The 16,945-nt window shown below is 66.5% G+C and carries 14 protein-coding genes; 13 read left to right on the top strand and 1 reads right to left on the bottom strand.

Going from position 1 to position 16,945, the window contains the following annotated elements:
• The first annotated feature begins 22 nt into the window (after positions 1–22).
• The 12 genes from ACIBW7_RS07800 to ACIBW7_RS07745 all read left to right on the top strand — a co-directional run bounded on the left by ACIBW7_RS07800 (position 23) and on the right by ACIBW7_RS07745 (position 14,786).
• Positions 23–1,318 (top strand): dihydroorotase, encoded by a 1,296-nt coding sequence (locus ACIBW7_RS07800; protein WP_397045758.1) that lies wholly within the window; start codon positions 23–25, stop codon positions 1,316–1,318.
• Positions 1,319–1,813 carry a transporter gene (locus ACIBW7_RS07795; RefSeq protein ID WP_397045180.1) on the top strand — a complete coding sequence of 165 codons (495 nt, stop codon included), beginning with the start codon at positions 1,319–1,321 and terminating at the stop codon, positions 1,811–1,813.
• Positions 1,810–2,925: a glutamine-hydrolyzing carbamoyl-phosphate synthase small subunit gene (gene carA / locus ACIBW7_RS07790; RefSeq protein ID WP_397045178.1), complete on the top strand. Its 1,116-nt coding sequence runs from the start codon at positions 1,810–1,812 to the stop codon at positions 2,923–2,925. Before ACIBW7_RS07795 ends, carA begins: the two co-directional genes overlap by 4 nt.
• Complete coding sequence (gene carB, locus ACIBW7_RS07785) at positions 2,925–6,233, top strand: carbamoyl-phosphate synthase large subunit (protein WP_397045176.1); 3,309 nt, start codon at positions 2,925–2,927, stop codon at positions 6,231–6,233. The genes carA and carB overlap by 1 nt, the downstream gene beginning before the upstream one ends.
• A 16-nt stretch (positions 6,234–6,249) precedes the next feature.
• On the top strand, positions 6,250–7,074 hold the full coding sequence (pyrF, locus tag ACIBW7_RS07780; protein ID WP_397045175.1) for an orotidine-5'-phosphate decarboxylase: 825 nt from the start codon (positions 6,250–6,252) through the stop codon (positions 7,072–7,074).
• Between the two features lie 658 nt (positions 7,075–7,732).
• Complete coding sequence (gene mihF, locus ACIBW7_RS07775; RefSeq protein WP_062993489.1) at positions 7,733–8,050, top strand: integration host factor, actinobacterial type; 318 nt, start codon at positions 7,733–7,735, stop codon at positions 8,048–8,050.
• An 8-nt stretch (positions 8,051–8,058) separates the two neighbouring features.
• Positions 8,059–8,643 (top strand): guanylate kinase, encoded by a 585-nt coding sequence (gmk, locus tag ACIBW7_RS07770; RefSeq protein ID WP_397045173.1) that lies wholly within the window; start codon positions 8,059–8,061, stop codon positions 8,641–8,643.
• A 58-nt stretch (positions 8,644–8,701) separates the two neighbouring features.
• Positions 8,702–8,983 carry a DNA-directed RNA polymerase subunit omega gene (gene rpoZ / locus ACIBW7_RS07765; RefSeq protein WP_040692158.1) on the top strand — a complete coding sequence of 94 codons (282 nt, stop codon included), beginning with the start codon at positions 8,702–8,704 and terminating at the stop codon, positions 8,981–8,983.
• A 25-nt stretch (positions 8,984–9,008) separates the two neighbouring features.
• Positions 9,009–10,232: a bifunctional phosphopantothenoylcysteine decarboxylase/phosphopantothenate--cysteine ligase CoaBC gene (gene coaBC, locus ACIBW7_RS07760; protein WP_397045171.1), complete on the top strand. Its 1,224-nt coding sequence runs from the start codon at positions 9,009–9,011 to the stop codon at positions 10,230–10,232.
• A 287-nt stretch (positions 10,233–10,519) separates the two neighbouring features.
• Positions 10,520–11,734, top strand: a complete 1,215-nt coding sequence (gene metK, locus ACIBW7_RS07755) for a methionine adenosyltransferase (RefSeq protein ID WP_397045169.1) — start codon at positions 10,520–10,522, stop codon at positions 11,732–11,734.
• A gap of 373 nt (positions 11,735–12,107) precedes the next feature.
• Complete coding sequence (locus tag ACIBW7_RS07750; RefSeq protein ID WP_397045756.1) at positions 12,108–14,441, top strand: primosomal protein N'; 2,334 nt, start codon at positions 12,108–12,110, stop codon at positions 14,439–14,441.
• Between the two features lie 111 nt (positions 14,442–14,552).
• On the top strand, positions 14,553–14,786 hold the full coding sequence (locus tag ACIBW7_RS07745) for a DUF899 family protein (RefSeq protein ID WP_397045754.1): 234 nt from the start codon (positions 14,553–14,555) through the stop codon (positions 14,784–14,786).
• A 478-nt stretch (positions 14,787–15,264) separates the two neighbouring features.
• Here ACIBW7_RS07745 and ACIBW7_RS07740 read toward each other — a convergent pair whose 3' ends face one another.
• Positions 15,265–16,110: an NAD(P)H-binding protein gene (locus ACIBW7_RS07740; protein ID WP_397045168.1), complete on the bottom strand. Its 846-nt coding sequence runs from the start codon at positions 16,108–16,110 to the stop codon at positions 15,265–15,267.
• Between the two features lie 74 nt (positions 16,111–16,184).
• On the opposite strand from ACIBW7_RS07740, the gene ACIBW7_RS07735 reads away from it, so the two are divergent.
• A complete protein-coding gene (locus ACIBW7_RS07735; RefSeq protein WP_397045167.1) occupies positions 16,185–16,778 on the top strand; it encodes a TetR/AcrR family transcriptional regulator in 594 nt (197 codons plus the stop codon).
• The last annotated feature ends 167 nt before the right edge of the window (positions 16,779–16,945 follow it).

Below are 16,945 nucleotides of genomic sequence, written 5' to 3'. Positions count from 1 at the left end.
CTCAGGCGAAAATCAACCCGGCATGAGCCTGCTGCTCGAGGGTGTTCGGCCGTACGGCGAGGGCGAGCCGGTCGACGTACTCGTGCGCGACGGCGTAATCGCCGCCATCGGAACCGATCTCGGCATCATCGACGCCGAGGTAATCGACGCGCAGGGCCAGATCCTGCTGCCCGGCTTCGTCGATCTGCACACCCATCTGCGCGAACCCGGCCGCGAGGACACCGAAACCATCGAAACCGGTTCCGCCGCAGCGGCACTCGGCGGTTACACCGCGGTCTTCGCCATGGCCAATACCAACCCGGTCGCCGACTCGGTGGTCGTCACCGATCACGTGTGGCGGCGCGGTCAGGAGGTCGGCCTGGTCGACGTATACCCGGTGGGTGCGGTCACGGTCGGGCTGGCGGGTAAGCAACTCGCCGAAATGGGCACCATGGCCGCCGGTGTCGGCGCGGTGCGCATGTTCTCCGACGACGGCCAGTGCGTCTACGACCCGCTGCTCATGCGCCGCGCACTGGAGTACTCGAACTCCCTCGGCGTCTTGATCGCCCAGCATGCCGAAGAGCCGCGCCTGACCAAAGGCGCTATCGCGCACGAAGGCCCGACCGCGGCCCGCCTTGGCCTGGCCGGTTGGCCGCGCGCCGCGGAAGAGTCGATCGTGGCCCGCGACGCACTGCTGGCCCGCGACGCAGATGCCCGCGTGCACATCTGCCACGCCTCCACCGCCGGTACCGTCGATCTGGTGAAATGGGCCAAGGCCCAAGGTATTTCGATCACCGCCGAGGTCACCCCACACCATCTGCTGCTCGACGACTCGCGCCTGGAGACCTACGACGCGGTCAATAAGGTGAACCCGCCGCTGCGCGAGGTCTCCGACACCATCGCGCTGCGCCAGGCACTCGCCGAGGGCATCCTCGACTGCGTCGCCACCGATCACGCCCCACACGCCGAACAGGACAAGTGCTGCGAATTCGCCGCCGCCCGCCCCGGCATGCTCGGACTGGAGACCGCGCTGTCGATCATCGTGCAGACCATGGTCGAACCCGGCCTGCTGGATTGGCGCGGTGTCGCCCGCGTGATGAGCGAGCGTCCGGCCGAAATCGTCGGACTCGACGGCCACGGCCGCCCGATCGAGGTCGGCGAACCGGCCAACCTGACGCTGGTCGATCCGGATGCGAGCTGGACGGTGCGGGCCGCCGAACTCGCCAGCATTTCGAACAACACGCCGTTCGAGGACATGACGTTCCCGGCTCGGGTGACAACGACGTTGCTCCGCGGCCGGGTAACCGCCCGTGAGGGCAAGGCGGTGGGAGGTCCGTAAATGAGAGTGCTGTTGGTGGTCGGGCTGATCGCACTGTTCGTTCTGTGCGTCTGGCTGATGTATCGGGGTTGGCAGAACCGAGCCGCGCGTCAGGAGGCGCGCATCGGCGAACTACCGCATGTGCCGGGTGATCTCGGCGCTCAGGTGCTCGAGCCGACCACCGGACTGTATCTCGGCAGCACCATCGCGCCGAGCTGGCAGGACCGGATCGTGGTGGGCGACCTGGGTTTCCGGGCCACAGCGGAACTCACGCGGTTCGAACGGGGGATTCTGCTCGAGCGCGACGGTGCGACGGTGATCTGGATTCCGCAAGAATCCATTACGGCCGTGCGGACCGAACGCGGACATGCAGGCAAGGTGATGACGGAAGATGGTGTGCTGGTAATTCGCTGGAAGCTGCCGACCGGAACCGAGATAGATACCGGTTTCCGAGGTGACGACAAGACGGTGTACCCGGCGTGGGCCAGGGCGATGACGGGAGACGACGAGGGATGACACAAGAAGCTGCTGCACTGGTGCTGGAGGACGGCCGGGTTTTCCGCGGCACGGCCTTCGGCGCCGTGGGCGAAACACTCGGTGAGGCGGTGTTCTGCACCGCGATGACCGGGTACCAGGAGACCCTCACCGACCCCAGCTACCACCGCCAGATCGTGGTGGCCACGGCCCCGCAGATCGGCAATACCGGCTGGAACGACGAGGACGACGAATCCGGCAAGATCTGGGTCGCCGGATACGCGGTCCGCGATGCCTCGCGCGTCGCGTCGAACTGGCGCTCGACCGGCACTCTGCAGGACCAACTGGACCGCCAGCAGATCGTCGGCATCGCGGGTATCGACACCCGCGCGTTGGTGCGCCACCTGCGCACCCGCGGTTCGATGAAAGCGGGCATCTTCTCCGGCTCGGCGCTCGCCGAGGCAGACGAACTGCTGGCTCGGGTCAACGGACAGCCGTCGATGCTGGGCGCGGATCTGGCCGAGGAGGTCAGCACCGACGCGCTGTACACGATCGAACCGAACGGCGACCCGCGCTTCACCGTCGTCGCGGTCGACCTCGGCATCAAGACCAATACCCCGCGCATGTTCGCCCAGCGCGGCATGCGGGTGCATGTGGTGCCGTCGACCGTCTCGCTGGATCAGATCCTGGAGCTGAAGCCGGACGGTGTCTTCCTGTCCAATGGTCCGGGCGACCCGGCCACCCAGGACGGCGCGGTCGCCATCACCCAGGGCGTGCTGGAAAAGGGGCTGCCGCTGTTCGGCATCTGCTTCGGCAATCAGATCCTCGGCCGCGCCTTCGGCCGCAAGACCTACAAGATGAAGTTCGGCCACCGCGGCATCAATATCCCGGTCGTCGAACACGAAACCGGCCGGATCTCGATCACCGCGCAGAACCACGGCTTCGCGCTGGAGGGTGAACAGGGCGAACAGTTCGACACCCCGTTCGGCAAAGCCGAGGTCAGCCACGTGTGCGCCAATGACGGCACGGTCGAGGGTGTGCGCCTGGTCGATGGCCGCGCATTCTCGGTGCAGTACCACCCGGAGGCCGCCGCCGGACCCCATGACGCCGCCTATCTCTTCGACCGTTTCGCCGGTCTCATGGAAGGAGCCTGATGCCTCGCCGCGAGGATCTGAAGCACATCCTGGTGATCGGCTCCGGCCCGATCGTCATCGGCCAGGCCTGCGAATTCGACTACTCCGGCACCCAGGCGTGCCGGGTGCTGCGGGCCGAAGGCCTGCGGGTATCGCTGGTGAACTCCAACCCGGCGACAATCATGACCGATCCGGAATTCGCCGATTCCACCTATGTGGAGCCGATTACCCCCGAATTCGTCGAGAAGGTCATCGAAAAGGAACGCCCCGACGCCATTCTGGCCACCCTCGGCGGACAGACCGCGCTGAATACCGCGGTCGCTCTGCACGAGCGCGGTGTGCTGCAGAAATACAACGTCGAGCTGATCGGCGCCGATTTCGAGGCCATCCAGCGCGGTGAGGACCGGCAGAAGTTCAAGGACATCGTCGCCAAGGTCGGCGGCGAGAGCGCTCGCTCGCGGGTCTGCCACACCATGGACGAGGTACGCGAAACCGTTGCGGAACTGGGCTTTCCGGTGGTTGTGCGACCGTCGTTCACCATGGGCGGGCTCGGCTCGGGCATGGCCTATAACGACAAGGACCTGGATCGGATCGCGGGCGGGGGTCTGGCCGCCTCGCCGACGGCCAATGTGCTCATCGAGGAATCCATCCTGGGTTGGAAGGAATACGAACTCGAGCTGATGCGCGACGGCCGCGACAATGTCGTGGTCGTCTGCTCGATCGAGAATGTGGACCCGATGGGTGTGCACACCGGTGATTCGGTCACCGTCGCCCCCGCCATGACCCTCACCGACCGCGAATACCAGCGGCTGCGCGACCTGGGCATCGACATTCTGCGCGAGGTCGGCGTGGATACCGGTGGCTGCAATATCCAGTTCGCGGTGAACCCGCGCGACGGCCGCCTGATCGTCATCGAGATGAACCCGCGCGTCTCGCGCTCATCCGCATTGGCTTCCAAGGCGACGGGTTTCCCGATCGCCAAGATCGCGGCCAAGTTGGCCATCGGCTACACCCTGGACGAGATCGTCAACGACATCACCAAGGAAACCCCGGCCTGTTTCGAGCCGACCCTGGACTATGTTGTCGTCAAGGCGCCGCGCTTCGCCTTCGAGAAGTTCCCCGGCGCCGACGCCACGCTGACCACCACCATGAAGTCGGTCGGCGAGGCGATGTCGCTGGGCCGCAACTTCGCCGAGGCGCTCGGCAAGGTGCTGCGCTCCCTGGAAACCAAGGCCGCGGGCTTCTGGACCCAGGACGATGGCAATTGGACCGATACCGAGGCCGTCCTCGAAGATCTGCGCACCCCGACCGAGGGGCGCATCTACCAGGTCGAACGGGCGCTGCGCCTGGGCGCGAGCATCGAGGACGTCGCCGCGGCCTCCGGTATCGACCCGTGGTTCGTCGCCGAGGTGGCCGGACTGGTCGAGCTGCGCCGGGAGGTCATCGACGCGCCAGTACTCGACGAGCCGCTGCTGCGCCGCGCCAAGCACTATGGCCTCTCCGATCGCCAGATCGCCGCGCTGCGACCGGAATTGGCTGGTGAGACCGGCGTGCGCGCACTGCGCCATCGGCTTGGTATCCGTCCGGTCTTCAAGACCGTCGACACCTGCGCCGCGGAGTTCGAGGCCAAAACCCCATATCACTACTCGACCTACGAGCTCGATCCCGCAGCCGAGTCGGAGGTCTCGTCGCAGCGTGAACGCGACAAGGTGATCATCCTTGGTTCCGGCCCGAACCGGATCGGCCAGGGCATCGAGTTCGATTACTCGTGTGTCCATGCGGCGCAGACGCTTTCGCAGGCCGGATACGAGACCGTCATGGTCAACTGCAACCCGGAGACCGTCTCCACCGACTACGACACCGCCGACCGGCTCTACTTCGAGCCGCTGACCTTCGAGGATGTGCTCGAGGTCTACCACGCCGAAACCGAATCGGGCACCGTCGCCGGTGTGATCGTGCAGCTCGGCGGGCAGACCCCGCTTGGGCTGGCGCAGCGCCTCACCGATGCCGGTGTGCCGGTGGTCGGCACCAGTGCCGCCGCCATCGACCTGGCCGAGGATCGCGGTGAATTCGGTGACGTGCTGGTCGCCGCGGGCCTGCCCGCACCGAAGTACGGCACCGCGACCACCTTCGCGCAGGCCAAGAAGATCGCAGCGGGCATCGGCTACCCGGTGCTGGTGCGCCCGTCCTACGTGCTCGGCGGACGCGGTATGGAGATCGTCTACGACGAGGCCTCGCTGGAGGGCTACATCTCCCGGGCCACCGAACTCAGCCCGGAACATCCGGTGCTGGTCGACCGGTTCCTGGAAGACGCCATCGAGATCGACGTCGACGCGCTCTGCGACGGTGACGAGGTCTACCTCGGCGGTGTGATGGAGCACATCGAAGAGGCGGGCATCCACTCGGGCGACTCCGCCTGCGCACTGCCGCCGATCACCTTGGGCCGCAGCGATATCGAGGCGGTGCGCCGCTCCACCATCGCGCTGGCCAAGGGCATCGGCGTCAAGGGCCTGCTCAACGTGCAGTACGCGCTCAAGGACGATGTGCTCTACGTGCTCGAGGCGAATCCGCGAGCGAGCCGCACGGTTCCGTTCGTGTCCAAGGCCACCGCGGTGCCGCTGGCCAAGGCAGCCGCACGGATCACCATGGGCGCCACCATCGCCGAACTGCGCAAGGAAGGCATGCTGCCCGCCGAGGGCGACGGCGGCCATGTGCCGCTCGACGCACCGGTCGCGGTGAAGGAAGCGGTATTGCCGTTCCACCGGTTCCGCAAGGCCGACGGCAGCGGTGTGGATTCGCTGCTCTCGCCGGAGATGAAGTCCACCGGTGAGGTCATGGGCATCGACGCCGACTTCGGCACCGCCTTCGCCAAGAGCCAGGCCGCGGCCTACGGTTCGCTGCCGACCGAGGGCACCGTCTTCGTCTCGATCGCGAACCGGGACAAGCGCGCCATGGTGTTCCCGGTCAAGCGCCTCAACGACCTCGGGTTCCGCATCCTGGCCACCGAGGGCACCGCGGAAATGCTGCGCCGCAACGGAATTCCGTGCGAACAGGTGCGCAAGCATTCCGAGCAGGGGCCGGCCGACCAGCCGACCATCGTGGAGCAGATCCGCGACGGCGAGGTCGACATGGTGTTCAACACCCCCTACGGCAACTCGGGGCCGCGCGTGGACGGTTACGAGATCCGCACGGCGGCGGTCGGTGTGAACATCCCGTGCATCACCACGGTGCAGGGCGCGGCCGCGGCCGTGCAGGGCATCGAGGCGAGCATCAACGGTGGCATCGGGGTGCGCTCGCTGCAGGAACTGCATTCGGTGCTGCGTGGCTGACCGAGGAGACGGTGCGATGAAGACGTTCGGTGCCCGACTGCAGCACGCCATGCGCCATTTCGGCCCGTTGTGCGTCGGCATCGATCCGCATCCCGGTCTGCTCGAAGCGTGGAGTCTCACCGACGATGTCGACGGTGTCGAGGCATTCGCCGAGATCTGTGTCGAAGCCTTCGACGGCCAGGTCGCGCTGATCAAACCGCAGGTCGCTTTCTTCGAGGCCTACGGTTCCGGCGGAATCGCGGTGCTGGAGCGCACCATCGAGGTGCTGCGCGCCTCGGGCACCCTGGTGCTCGCCGACGCCAAGCGCGGCGATATCGGCTCCACCATGGACGCCTACGCCCGCGCCTGGCTCGCCGACGGACCGCTCGGCTCGGATGCGCTGACGGTTTCGCCGTATCTCGGATTCGGTTCGCTCGCACCGGCTTTGACGCTCGCGGAGGCGAACGGGCGCGGTGTCTTCGTACTCGCTGCCACCTCGAATCCCGAAGGCGCACAGGTGCAGCGGGCATCGGCGGCGGACGGTCGCACGATCGCGCAGACCATGGTCGATGCGGTGGCGAAGTGCAATGCGGGCCAGGAATTCGGCTCGGTCGGCATTGTGCTCGGGGCCACGCTCACCGAGACGCTGGATCTCGCGGGCCTCAACGGCCCGATCCTGATGCCGGGCATCGGCGCACAGGGTGGCGGTCCGGAAACTGTGCGTGAGCTGGTACCGGAGCAGTTGTTGCACGCCGCGGTGCCGAATGTTTCGCGCGAGGTGCTCGGCGCCGGTCCGTCTGTCTCGGCACTGCGTGCCAAGGTGAGTGCACTGCAGGAGGAGTTCGCCTTCCTGCGGCGATGACGTGGTGACGATTGCGATGGACCGACGCTTCGGCGTCGGTCCATTTCTCGTTTCGGGAAGGGGAGTGCTCGTTGAACGGGGATGACATGTCATATCGAACAGCTGTGCGGCCCGCTGCGCCGATTTCCCTGCCATCTGGCACATCGGTGGCCGAGGCGGCGTCCTGATCGATCACGGAGCCAACTGGACCGGCACAGAGTGCCGTTCGCTCTTGCCGCGCTGAGGTCTGGGCGTATGGCGGGGTTGTGGCGGTACCAAGAGTCCGACATCGGTTCGGCAGGTGCGAAAGCCTGAAATCGGCCATTTCCCGCCCCGACACGCGCAAGAACAACGCGACACGCGGAAAAATCCTAGAAAATTCCAGGTCGGACACGTGACCGGTTGCTGGTCCGATGCGGGTTGGCGCCGCAACCACTCCGCTAACCCACTTTCGGCCTGAAAAAGCCCTGCTAGCGGGGTATTTCGAGATTTTGGCGGTAGGATCACCGCAGCGATCGACGCGCAGTGCGCATCCCGCCGGGCCCACCCTTACGACATCGGCGAATCATGCGCTGACCTGGGGGGTGGGTTCGCAATCGGGCAACGTCGTGGGTACGGTCGCTGAGACTGCTGGGTTACCGGCAGGAGTTGATGCAATGAACGATGAGACGGAGGAACCGTGGCCCTTCCCCAGCTGACTGACGAGCAGCGCGCCGCTGCTTTGGAGAAGGCGGCTGCCGCTCGCCGTGCTCGGGCGGAGCTCAAGGAGCGCCTGAAGCGTGGCGGCACCGACCTGAAGCAGGTCCTCACCGATGCCGAAACCGACGAGATCCTCGGCAAGATGAAGGTGTCGGCGCTGCTGGAGGCCCTGCCCAAGGTGGGCAAGGTCAAGGCGGCGGAGATCATGAGCGAGCTGGAGATCGCCCCCACCCGGCGTTTGCGCGGACTGGGTGATCGGCAGCGCAAGGCGCTGCTCGCCCGATTCGACTTCGCCTGACCACCAAGGTGGTCGAACACACGCGGAAGGGTCGACTGGTAGTACTGGTCGGCCCCTCGGCCGTGGGCAAGTCGACCGTGGTCCGCTGCGTCCGCGAGCGACTGCCCCAACTGGTCTTCAGCGTGTCGGCGACAACCCGGGCCCCCCGGCCCGGGGAGGTCGACGGCCGCGACTACCGGTTCGTGTCCCGGGAGGAGTTCGACGCCATGATCGTGGCGGGCGAACTCCTCGAATGGGCAGATATCCACGGGGGGCTACAGCGCTCGGGTACTCCGGCGAAACCGGTGCGTGATGCACTCGCCGCCGGCCTGCCGGTGCTCGTCGAGGTGGACCTCGAGGGCGCGCGGTCGGTGCGCAAGGCCATGTCGGAGGCGCTGCTGGTATTTCTCGCCCCGCCCAGCTGGGAGGAACTGGTTTCCCGGCTGACCGCGCGGGGTACCGAATCACCCGAGGTGATCGCCCGCAGGTTGGAGACCGCCAGGACGGAATTGGCGGCCTGTGACGAGTTCGACATCGTCATAGTGAACGACGAGGTGACCAGCGCCTGTGAGCAGTTGGTATCGTTGTTCGTTAGCACAAATTCGAGTTCGTGACCCGCACTCTCGGAAAACCACCCAGCCCGAAGAACCGATCCCCGCAGGAGCCTTCTCAGTGAGCAGTACGGACATCAAGCCCGCGCCCGCATACGACACTCCGGTCGGCCTCACCAACCCGCCGATCGACGAGCTGCTCGAGCGCACGTCGTCCAAGTACGCGCTGGTGATCTACGCGGCCAAGCGGGCCCGTCAGATCAACGACTACTACAACCAGCTCGGCGACGGCATCCTCGAATACGTAGGCCCGCTGGTCGAGCCCGGTCTGCAGGAGAAGCCGCTGTCGGTCGCGATGCGGGAGATCCACTCCGACCTGCTCGAGCACTCCGAAGGCGAGTAACAACCACATCTAGGCCGGAGGCGTAGTGACCACACGGATCGTCGTCGGCGTCGGCGGAGGGATCGCCGCCTATAAGGCCTGTTCGATCGTGCGCCGGTTCACCGAGACCGGGCACCAGGTACGGGTGATCCCCACCGAGTCGGCGCTGCAGTTCGTCGGTAAGGCAACCTTCGAGGCGCTGTCCGGGAACCCGGTGCACACCGATGTGTTCACCGATGTCCCCGAGGTGCCGCATGTGCGGCTGGGTCAAGAGGCGGACCTTGTGGTCATCGCCCCGGCTACCGCCGATCTGATGGCGCGTGCCGCACAGGGCCGCGCCGACGATCTACTCACCGCCACCTTGCTGACGGCCCGATGTCCGGTGTTGTTCGCGCCCGCGATGCATACCGAGATGTGGGAGCATCCGGCCACCATCGCCAATGTCGCGACGCTGCGCGCGCACGGTGCGATCGTCATGGAACCCGCGTCGGGCCGGTTGACCGGTACCGATACGGGGCCCGGCCGGTTGCCCGAGCCCGAGGAGATCTTCGGGTTGGCGACGCTGCTGCTGGAACGCGCCGACGCCATCCCGCGTGATCTGGCGGGCCGCCGCGTGGTGATCACCGCGGGCGGCACCAGGGAACCGCTGGATCCGGTGCGTTTCCTCGGCAATCGCAGCTCCGGCAAGCAAGGCTACGCATTGGCCAGGGTCGCCGCGCAACGCGGCGCCCACGTCACGTTGATCGCGGGCAATACGATCGAGATGGCCGCACCCGCCGCCGTCGACCTCGTGCACATAACCACCGCCGAACAGCTCAAGACCGCCGTCGAGAAGCATGCGCTCGGTGTGGACGCGGTGATCATGGCCGCGGCCGTCGCCGACTTCCGGCCGACCACCGTGGCCGCGGCCAAGATCAAGAAGGGCGCACACGAGCCCGACGTGATCCCGCTGACCAAGACCGACGATATTCTCGCCGGACTCGTTCAGTCCCGCCGCGATGGTCAGCTACCCGGAACCGCGATCGTCGGGTTCGCCGCCGAGACCGGTGACGAGCATGGCGATGTGCTCACGCACGCGCGGGCCAAACTGGCGCGTAAGGGCTGTGATCTGCTGGTCGTCAACGCGGTCGGCGAGGGCAAGGCCTTCGAGGTCGACACCAACGACGGCTGGCTGCTCGGTGCCGACGGCACCGAACAGGCGCTCGACCATGGATCGAAGGCATTGCTCGCGAGCCGGGTGCTGGACGCGCTCGGTCCGCTGCTGCGCTGAGACCCGTTGCGGCGCTTGGTTTGTGCTGTGCATCGAGGATGTCCGGTGGATACACCGCCACGTGATGGTTAGGCTATTGTCGACCGCAACCCGGACTGGTCGATGTGTTGGAGGCTGGAGCCCCGGCCCGACATATCGACGTATTTCAATAGTCTGAGACAGTTGCCTGTCGTCAACCACGTCGCGTCGGTGGTTTGGAATAGTCTGAATGAAGGGTTGTGCGGTGGCCGCATCGCGTTACCGTCGCAATCCGATACGAGTAACCCGTTGAGGGAGAGGGAAGAACTGTGCCCACGTCTGGCAGCCGCCTTTTCACCAGTGAGTCCGTGACCGAAGGTCATCCGGACAAGATCTGTGACGCCATCAGCGATTCCATCCTCGACGCCCTGCTCGCGGCGGATCCACGCAGCCGGGTCGCGGTGGAAACTCTCGTGACCACCGGCCAGGTGCACGTCGCGGGTGAGGTCACCACGTCGGCCTATGCGGATATTCCGAAAATCGTCCGCGAAAAGGTTCTGGAAATCGGATACGACTCGTCCGCAAAGGGTTTCGACGGAAATTCCTGCGGTGTGAATATCGCGATCGGCGCGCAGTCGCCGGATATCGCACAGGGCGTCGACACCTCGCACGAGGCGCGTACCGCCGGATCGGACGACGAGATCGAGCGGCAGGGCGCCGGCGACCAGGGCCTGATGTTCGGCTACGCCAACACCGACACCCCTGAGCTGATGCCGCTGCCGATCGCGCTCGCGCACCGGCTCTCGCGTCGGCTGACCGAGGTTCGCAAGTCCGGTGTGCTGCCGTACCTGCGTCCCGACGGTAAGACCCAGGTCACCATCGAATACGACGGCGACCGTCCGGTCCGCCTGGATACGGTCGTGATCTCCACCCAGCACGCCGCCGATATCGACTTGGACAACTTGCTGGCACCCGATATCCGCGAGAAGGTCGTCGACGTGGTGCTCGCCGATCTTGACCTGCCCGCGCCGCTGGATGTCTCCGATATTCGCCTGCTGGTGAACCCGACCGGCAAGTTCGTCCTCGGCGGCCCGATGGGCGATGCGGGCCTGACCGGCCGCAAGATCATCGTCGACACCTACGGCGGCATGGCTCGTCACGGTGGTGGCGCGTTCTCGGGTAAGGATCCGTCGAAGGTGGACCGCTCGGCCGCCTACGCCATGCGCTGGGTTGCCAAGAATGTCGTTGCGGCCGGACTCGCCGACCGGGTCGAGGTCCAGGTCGCCTACGCCATCGGCAAGGCCGCACCGGTTGGTCTGTTCGTCGAGACCTTCGGCACCGAGAGGGTCGATCCGTCGCGCATCGCCACGGCCATCACCGAGGTCTTCGATCTGCGCCCAGGCGCGATCATCCGCGACCTCGACCTACTGCGCCCGATCTACGCGCCGACCGCCGCGTACGGCCACTTCGGCCGCACCGACGTCGACCTGCCCTGGGAGCACACCGACCGCGCCGACAAATTGCGTGCGGCCACAGGACTGTAGGAGTAGCCGATATGGATACGCTGACCTGTCTTGGGAGGCTCTGCCTGATGTGCGCCGACAAGTTGCGTGCGGCCACAGGACTGTAGGAGTAGCCGATATGGATACGCTGACCTGTCTTGGGAGGCTCTGCCTGATGTGCGCCGACAAGTTGCGTGCGGCCACAGGACTGTAGGAGTAGCCGATATGGATACGCTGACCTGTCTTGGGAGGCCCTGTCTGATGTGCGCGGACAAGTTGCGCGCAGCCGTCGGCCGGTAGGTATATCGGGGCCCGCGTGCACGAACCCACAGCGGACCTCACCGCCGTGGCTTCCGTAGGTGTCGGAGCCACGGCAACGCACGATTCGACAGCAGCGGGACACCCGATCGCCCGGGTGCTCCCGCTGCTGTCGCCTGCCCACCTGGACCGCGATTTCGACTATCTGGTCCCCACTGAGCTTGACGAAATCGCCCAACCCGGAGTCCGAGTCCGCGTCCGGTTCGCGGGGCGGCTCGTCGACGGGTATCTGCTGGCCCGCCTGTCGCACAGCGACCACACCGGGAAAATGGTCAAACTCGAACGCGTGGTCTCCGCCGAACGCGTCCTGACCCCGGAAATCCTGAACCTGGCCACCGCCGTAGCTGCCCGCTACGCAGGGACCCGCTCGGACGTCCTGCGCCTCGCGATTCCACCGCGCCATGCTCGAACCGAGAACGGTGGCACGAAGAAGTCGGCCGAACCCGAAGAGCCGCAGCAAGATTCGACCGACGTTGGCTCCGCCGGCTCTGCGAGTCGACCGACGCAGGCGGCGACACCTTCGCGCGGGCAACCTGGCGCGTCCGGCACGCTGGGTGTGCCGCCCGATAGCGATCTCACTGATGATTCCGCGGTGGAGCCGGCTGTAGCCGCATCGTCGCCTGGTTTACCGTCGCCAGATCCCGCGCAGGTGACGTCGACGGGGCAGGACGGTGCCAATTCTGTCGCTGCCGCCGACGGACTGGGCGACGCGGACCCCGAGGGTGCTGATGCGCCGGTGGGTGAGCGCGTTGTCGTTGCTGCCGAATCGGCGAATGTTGCTGCGGTACTGGCTGATTCGGGCGGCACCGGATTGCCGGACGGTGTGGAACTGCGGCCGTGGGAGCGGTACATCCATGGGGCGGCGTTCGTGTCGGCGCTGGGGCACGGGAAAGGGGTGCGGGCGGGGTGGCAGGCGGTGCCGGGGGAGGATTGGCCGCGGCGGTTGGCGGAGTTGGCGGCGGTTGTCGTCGGGCGCGGGCGCAGTGCGATTCTGATGGTCCCGGATCAACGGGATCTGGATCGGGTGTTGGCGGAATGTGTTCGCCTGGTGGGGGATTCGGCGGTCGGGTTGGCTGCGGGGTTGGGGCCGGCCGCGCGGTATCGGCGGTGGTTGGCGGCATTGCGGGGGACCGCGCGGGTGATTGTCGGGACACGCAGTGCGGTGTTCGTGCCCACGGTCGATCTCGGGCTGATCGCGATCTGGGATGACGGGGACGACACCTATGCCGAGCCTCGAGCGCCGTATCCGCATGCGCGCGAGGTCGCGATGCTGCGGGCACATGAGACCGGTGCGGCATTCGTGGCGGCCGGATTCGCGCGGACGGCCGAGATCCAGGCGGTGGTCGATTCGGGGTGGGCGCACGATCTGGTCGCCGACCGTGCTGTGGTGCGCAAATTTTCCCCGCGGATCAGCGCACCGGGTGACTCCGATATCGCGATGGAGCGTGATCCGGTCGCGCGCGCGGTCCGCATTCCCGCCGTTGGTTACGCTGCCGCGCGATCTGCGCTCGAGGAAGGTGCCGCGGTGCTGGTGCAGGTGCCGCGGCGCGGATACATTCCGGCGCTGGCCTGCGCGAAATGCCGTACGCCCGCACGATGTCGGCACTGCAATGGCCCACTTTCCTTGCCGGACGGGCGAGCTGGGCATCGCGGCGAGACCGCGCACAGTCCAGCATGTCGCTGGTGCGGTATCACCGAGGCCGCATTCCGCTGTCCGGCTTGTGCTTCCAGAGCGCTACGTGCGGTGGTGATCGGTGCGCTCCGGACCGCCGAGGAACTCGGTCGGGCCTTTCCGGGCGTACCGATTCGCGGATCCAGCGGCGGCGCGGTGCTCGACACGGTGGAACCGGGACCGCAGGTGATCGTCGCGACTGTCGGCGCCGAACCGGTGCTGCCCGGCGGCTACGGCGTCGCACTGCTGCTCGACGGTTGGGCGTTGCTGAGCCGCGCGGACCTGCGCGCCGCCGAGGACACCCTGCGTCGCTGGATGTCGGCGGCCACCCTGGTGCGCAATCACGGCCAGGTCATCGTGATGGCCGAACCTTCGCTACCTACCGTCCAGGCGCTACTGCGCTGGGATCCGGTCGGCCACGCCCGGGCCGAGGTGGCCGGCCGCGCCGAGGTCGGTTTCCCACCCGCCGTCCGCATGGCCGCCATCGACGGCACCTCCGACTCCATCGCCGAATTGCTCTCCGCCGCAAAGCTTCCCGACAATGTCGACCTCCTCGGCCCAGTACCCCTCCCACCCGGCGCCCGCAAACCCTTCGATAGCGGCGATACTCCCGCCGAAGTCGAACGCATGCTCCTGCGCGTACACCGCACATCCGGGGCCGCCCTCGCCCGCGCCCTCACGGCCGCCCAGGCCGTTCGCAGCACCCACCGCTCCGACGCCCCTCTCCGCGTCCAAATCGACCCGGTCGACATCGGCTGAGCCTGCAACGAGAGCTTGGCGCTCACGGTCGCCGACGACCACGTCCACCCGCCCGGAGAACGGGCGCGAACAGTTGACCCAGCCACCTGGCAGGCCGCCCATGACTAGCTTCTGGTCCGCGAGAAGGTCCACACCCGCGCGGGCGACTTCCTCGCCGCGGCCCGCCGCCGGCTGCCGCTGGTGGAGTTCGACGGGACGGTCGGGTTCGTCGGACCCGATGGCCCGGTCCCGTTCCTGGACCTGTTCCAGGCCGCGACGAACTCGTGGTGGACAAGCGCATGTGGAATGACGGCGCGCCACACCGGGGACAGCGGCGAGGATTATGACCGTGCCCCACGCCATTGAAGTCGGCGAGTTTGGGTTGCCCGTCGACGGATGATCGAACTGCGCCGCCAGCCGGTCCCCGACCGCTTGTGAGGGCTGTACCACGACGGCCTGGCATCTGAAGGATGCTGTCTACCTGAACGCCCGCGGCGTCTCGTTCGCCATCCTGACCACGGGCCGTTGGGACGAGGGGCCGCCTACGTCGAGTTCATGGGCTAGCCCCCTGGCGCTGGGAACGTCACCTGGGGTCCGACCAGCCGCCCGGTACCGCAGTGGACTCGCCCCGGGGCTGCCCCCCGCGCAGACACTCGGCTGCCATGACCACCACCACTGACACGCAGTTGTCGGCGGCATCGATACAGGGTGCGCCGGTACTGATCATGCCCAGCTCCTGGCCAGGGTGGTGATCGTCTCGCGGCGGCACTTCTACCTCGACGACAAACTGCTCGCCCTCAGCGTCGATGGCGAGATCGCAAGGGCGAGCAGTTGCTGGTGACGGTCAGCCGAAGATGGCGCGATTGCGTTGCGCCCATTCGGGATACGAGGTCGCCGGTCGCCCGAGCACCCGTTCGACATCGGTGCTGACCTGCAGTTCGGCAGGCGTCGGCGTGCCGAGGATATCGAGCGTGCCATCCGCCACATCCTCCGGCATGAATCGCAACATGCTGGAACGCGCCTGCTCACGGGTCAATTGGACGAATTGCAGCGAAATTCCCAACGCCTCTTCGACGGCTCGGGCCTGCTGGCGCGGACTGATCGCGGCGGGACCGGTCAGTTCATAGGTGCGTCCGGAATGGCCGTCCGTGCGCAATACGGTTGCCGCGACCTCGGCGATATCGCCGGGATCGATGGCGGGCAGTGCGATATCGGCGAAGGGGGCGGCAATCACCTGCTCGGCCCGGATCGACTCGATCCACGCGTAGGTGTTGGAGAAGAATCCGGTGGGCCGCAGAATCGTCCAGTCCAACTCCGATCGCTGCAGCGCGGACTCGAACGCGTGCAGTCGCGCATGTGAGGCAAGTCCGGGCCGGGTTCCCGTCGCTTGCGACGACAGCAGCACCACCTTCTTGACCCCACCCGCCGCGGCGACCTCGATGAACCGCGCCGGATCGGGTCCGGTCACCAGCTGTGGTCCGGTCAGCAGCAGGAAGAGCGCATCCGCGTTTTCGACTGCGGGGGAGAGGCTTTCGGGATCGGCAAGATCGGCCCGCCGATGCCGCACCCCATCGGGCACGGCGATGTCCTGGTTCCCGCGGGATACGGCGGTCACCTGCTCACCGGCGGCGGCGAGGTGCCGCACGAGGGTGCGTCCGATATTGCCGGTCGCTCCGGTCACTACGATCACATTCACTCCTGAGTTAGTTGGCTGACTTAAATGAATGTAGCCGATGGATCCGATGCTTGTCTATAGTTAGTTGTATGACTAACTCAGTCGAAGGTCGGCGTGCGACGCCCAAGGCGGGCAAGCGTGAGCGCCTCGCCGCCGCGGCCGCCCAGGTGTTCCACGAGCAGGGTGTCGAGAAGACGACCATCGCCGATATCGCGCGGGTCGCCGATGTTCCGCTCGGCAATGTGTACTACTACTTCAAGACCAAGGATCAGCTGGTCGAGGCGGCACTCGGCGCGCATGCGCAGACGCTGCAGGGGTTGATCACCGTGCTCGAGCAGTACGACGAGCCGCAAGACCGGCTGAAGGCGCTGGTCCACGGCTGGGTGGACCAGCGTGACCGTGCCGTGCAATTCGGTTGCCCCACGGGAACTTTGGCCTCGGAGCTGGGTAAACGTGGCGACGGCCTGGAGTTGGCATCGGCGGCGAGTATTCGCACGCTGCTCGACTGGATCGAACAGCAGTTCACGGCAATGGGTCGCCTGGATGCGGGGGAGCTCGCGGTTGCGCTGTTCGCCGCCTATCAGGGGATCTCGTTGCTGACCAATACCTTCCGCGATCCGGAACTCATGGTAACCGAAGGGCGTCGGCTGCAGCGTTGGATCGATTCGCTTGCGTCGGAATAGTTTTCGTCGTCATCCGCGGAGTGCGGGGTAATCCATGACCGGGACCGGAACGCCGCCGACAATATTCTCGCCACGGGACGTGCGGAGAGGCTGAACGCCTGTGGAGGCGGGGTAAGGCCGGGACATGTTCTGGCACTTCCCGAATGAAGAGGAACTCAGCGCTTCGA

Source organism: Nocardia sp. NPDC049526 (genome assembly GCF_044465765.1).
Lineage (GTDB): Bacteria > Actinomycetota > Actinomycetes > Mycobacteriales > Mycobacteriaceae > Nocardia.
The sequence above is the reverse complement of the archived record's forward strand: the minus strand, read 5'-3'. Positions and strand labels throughout refer to the sequence as shown.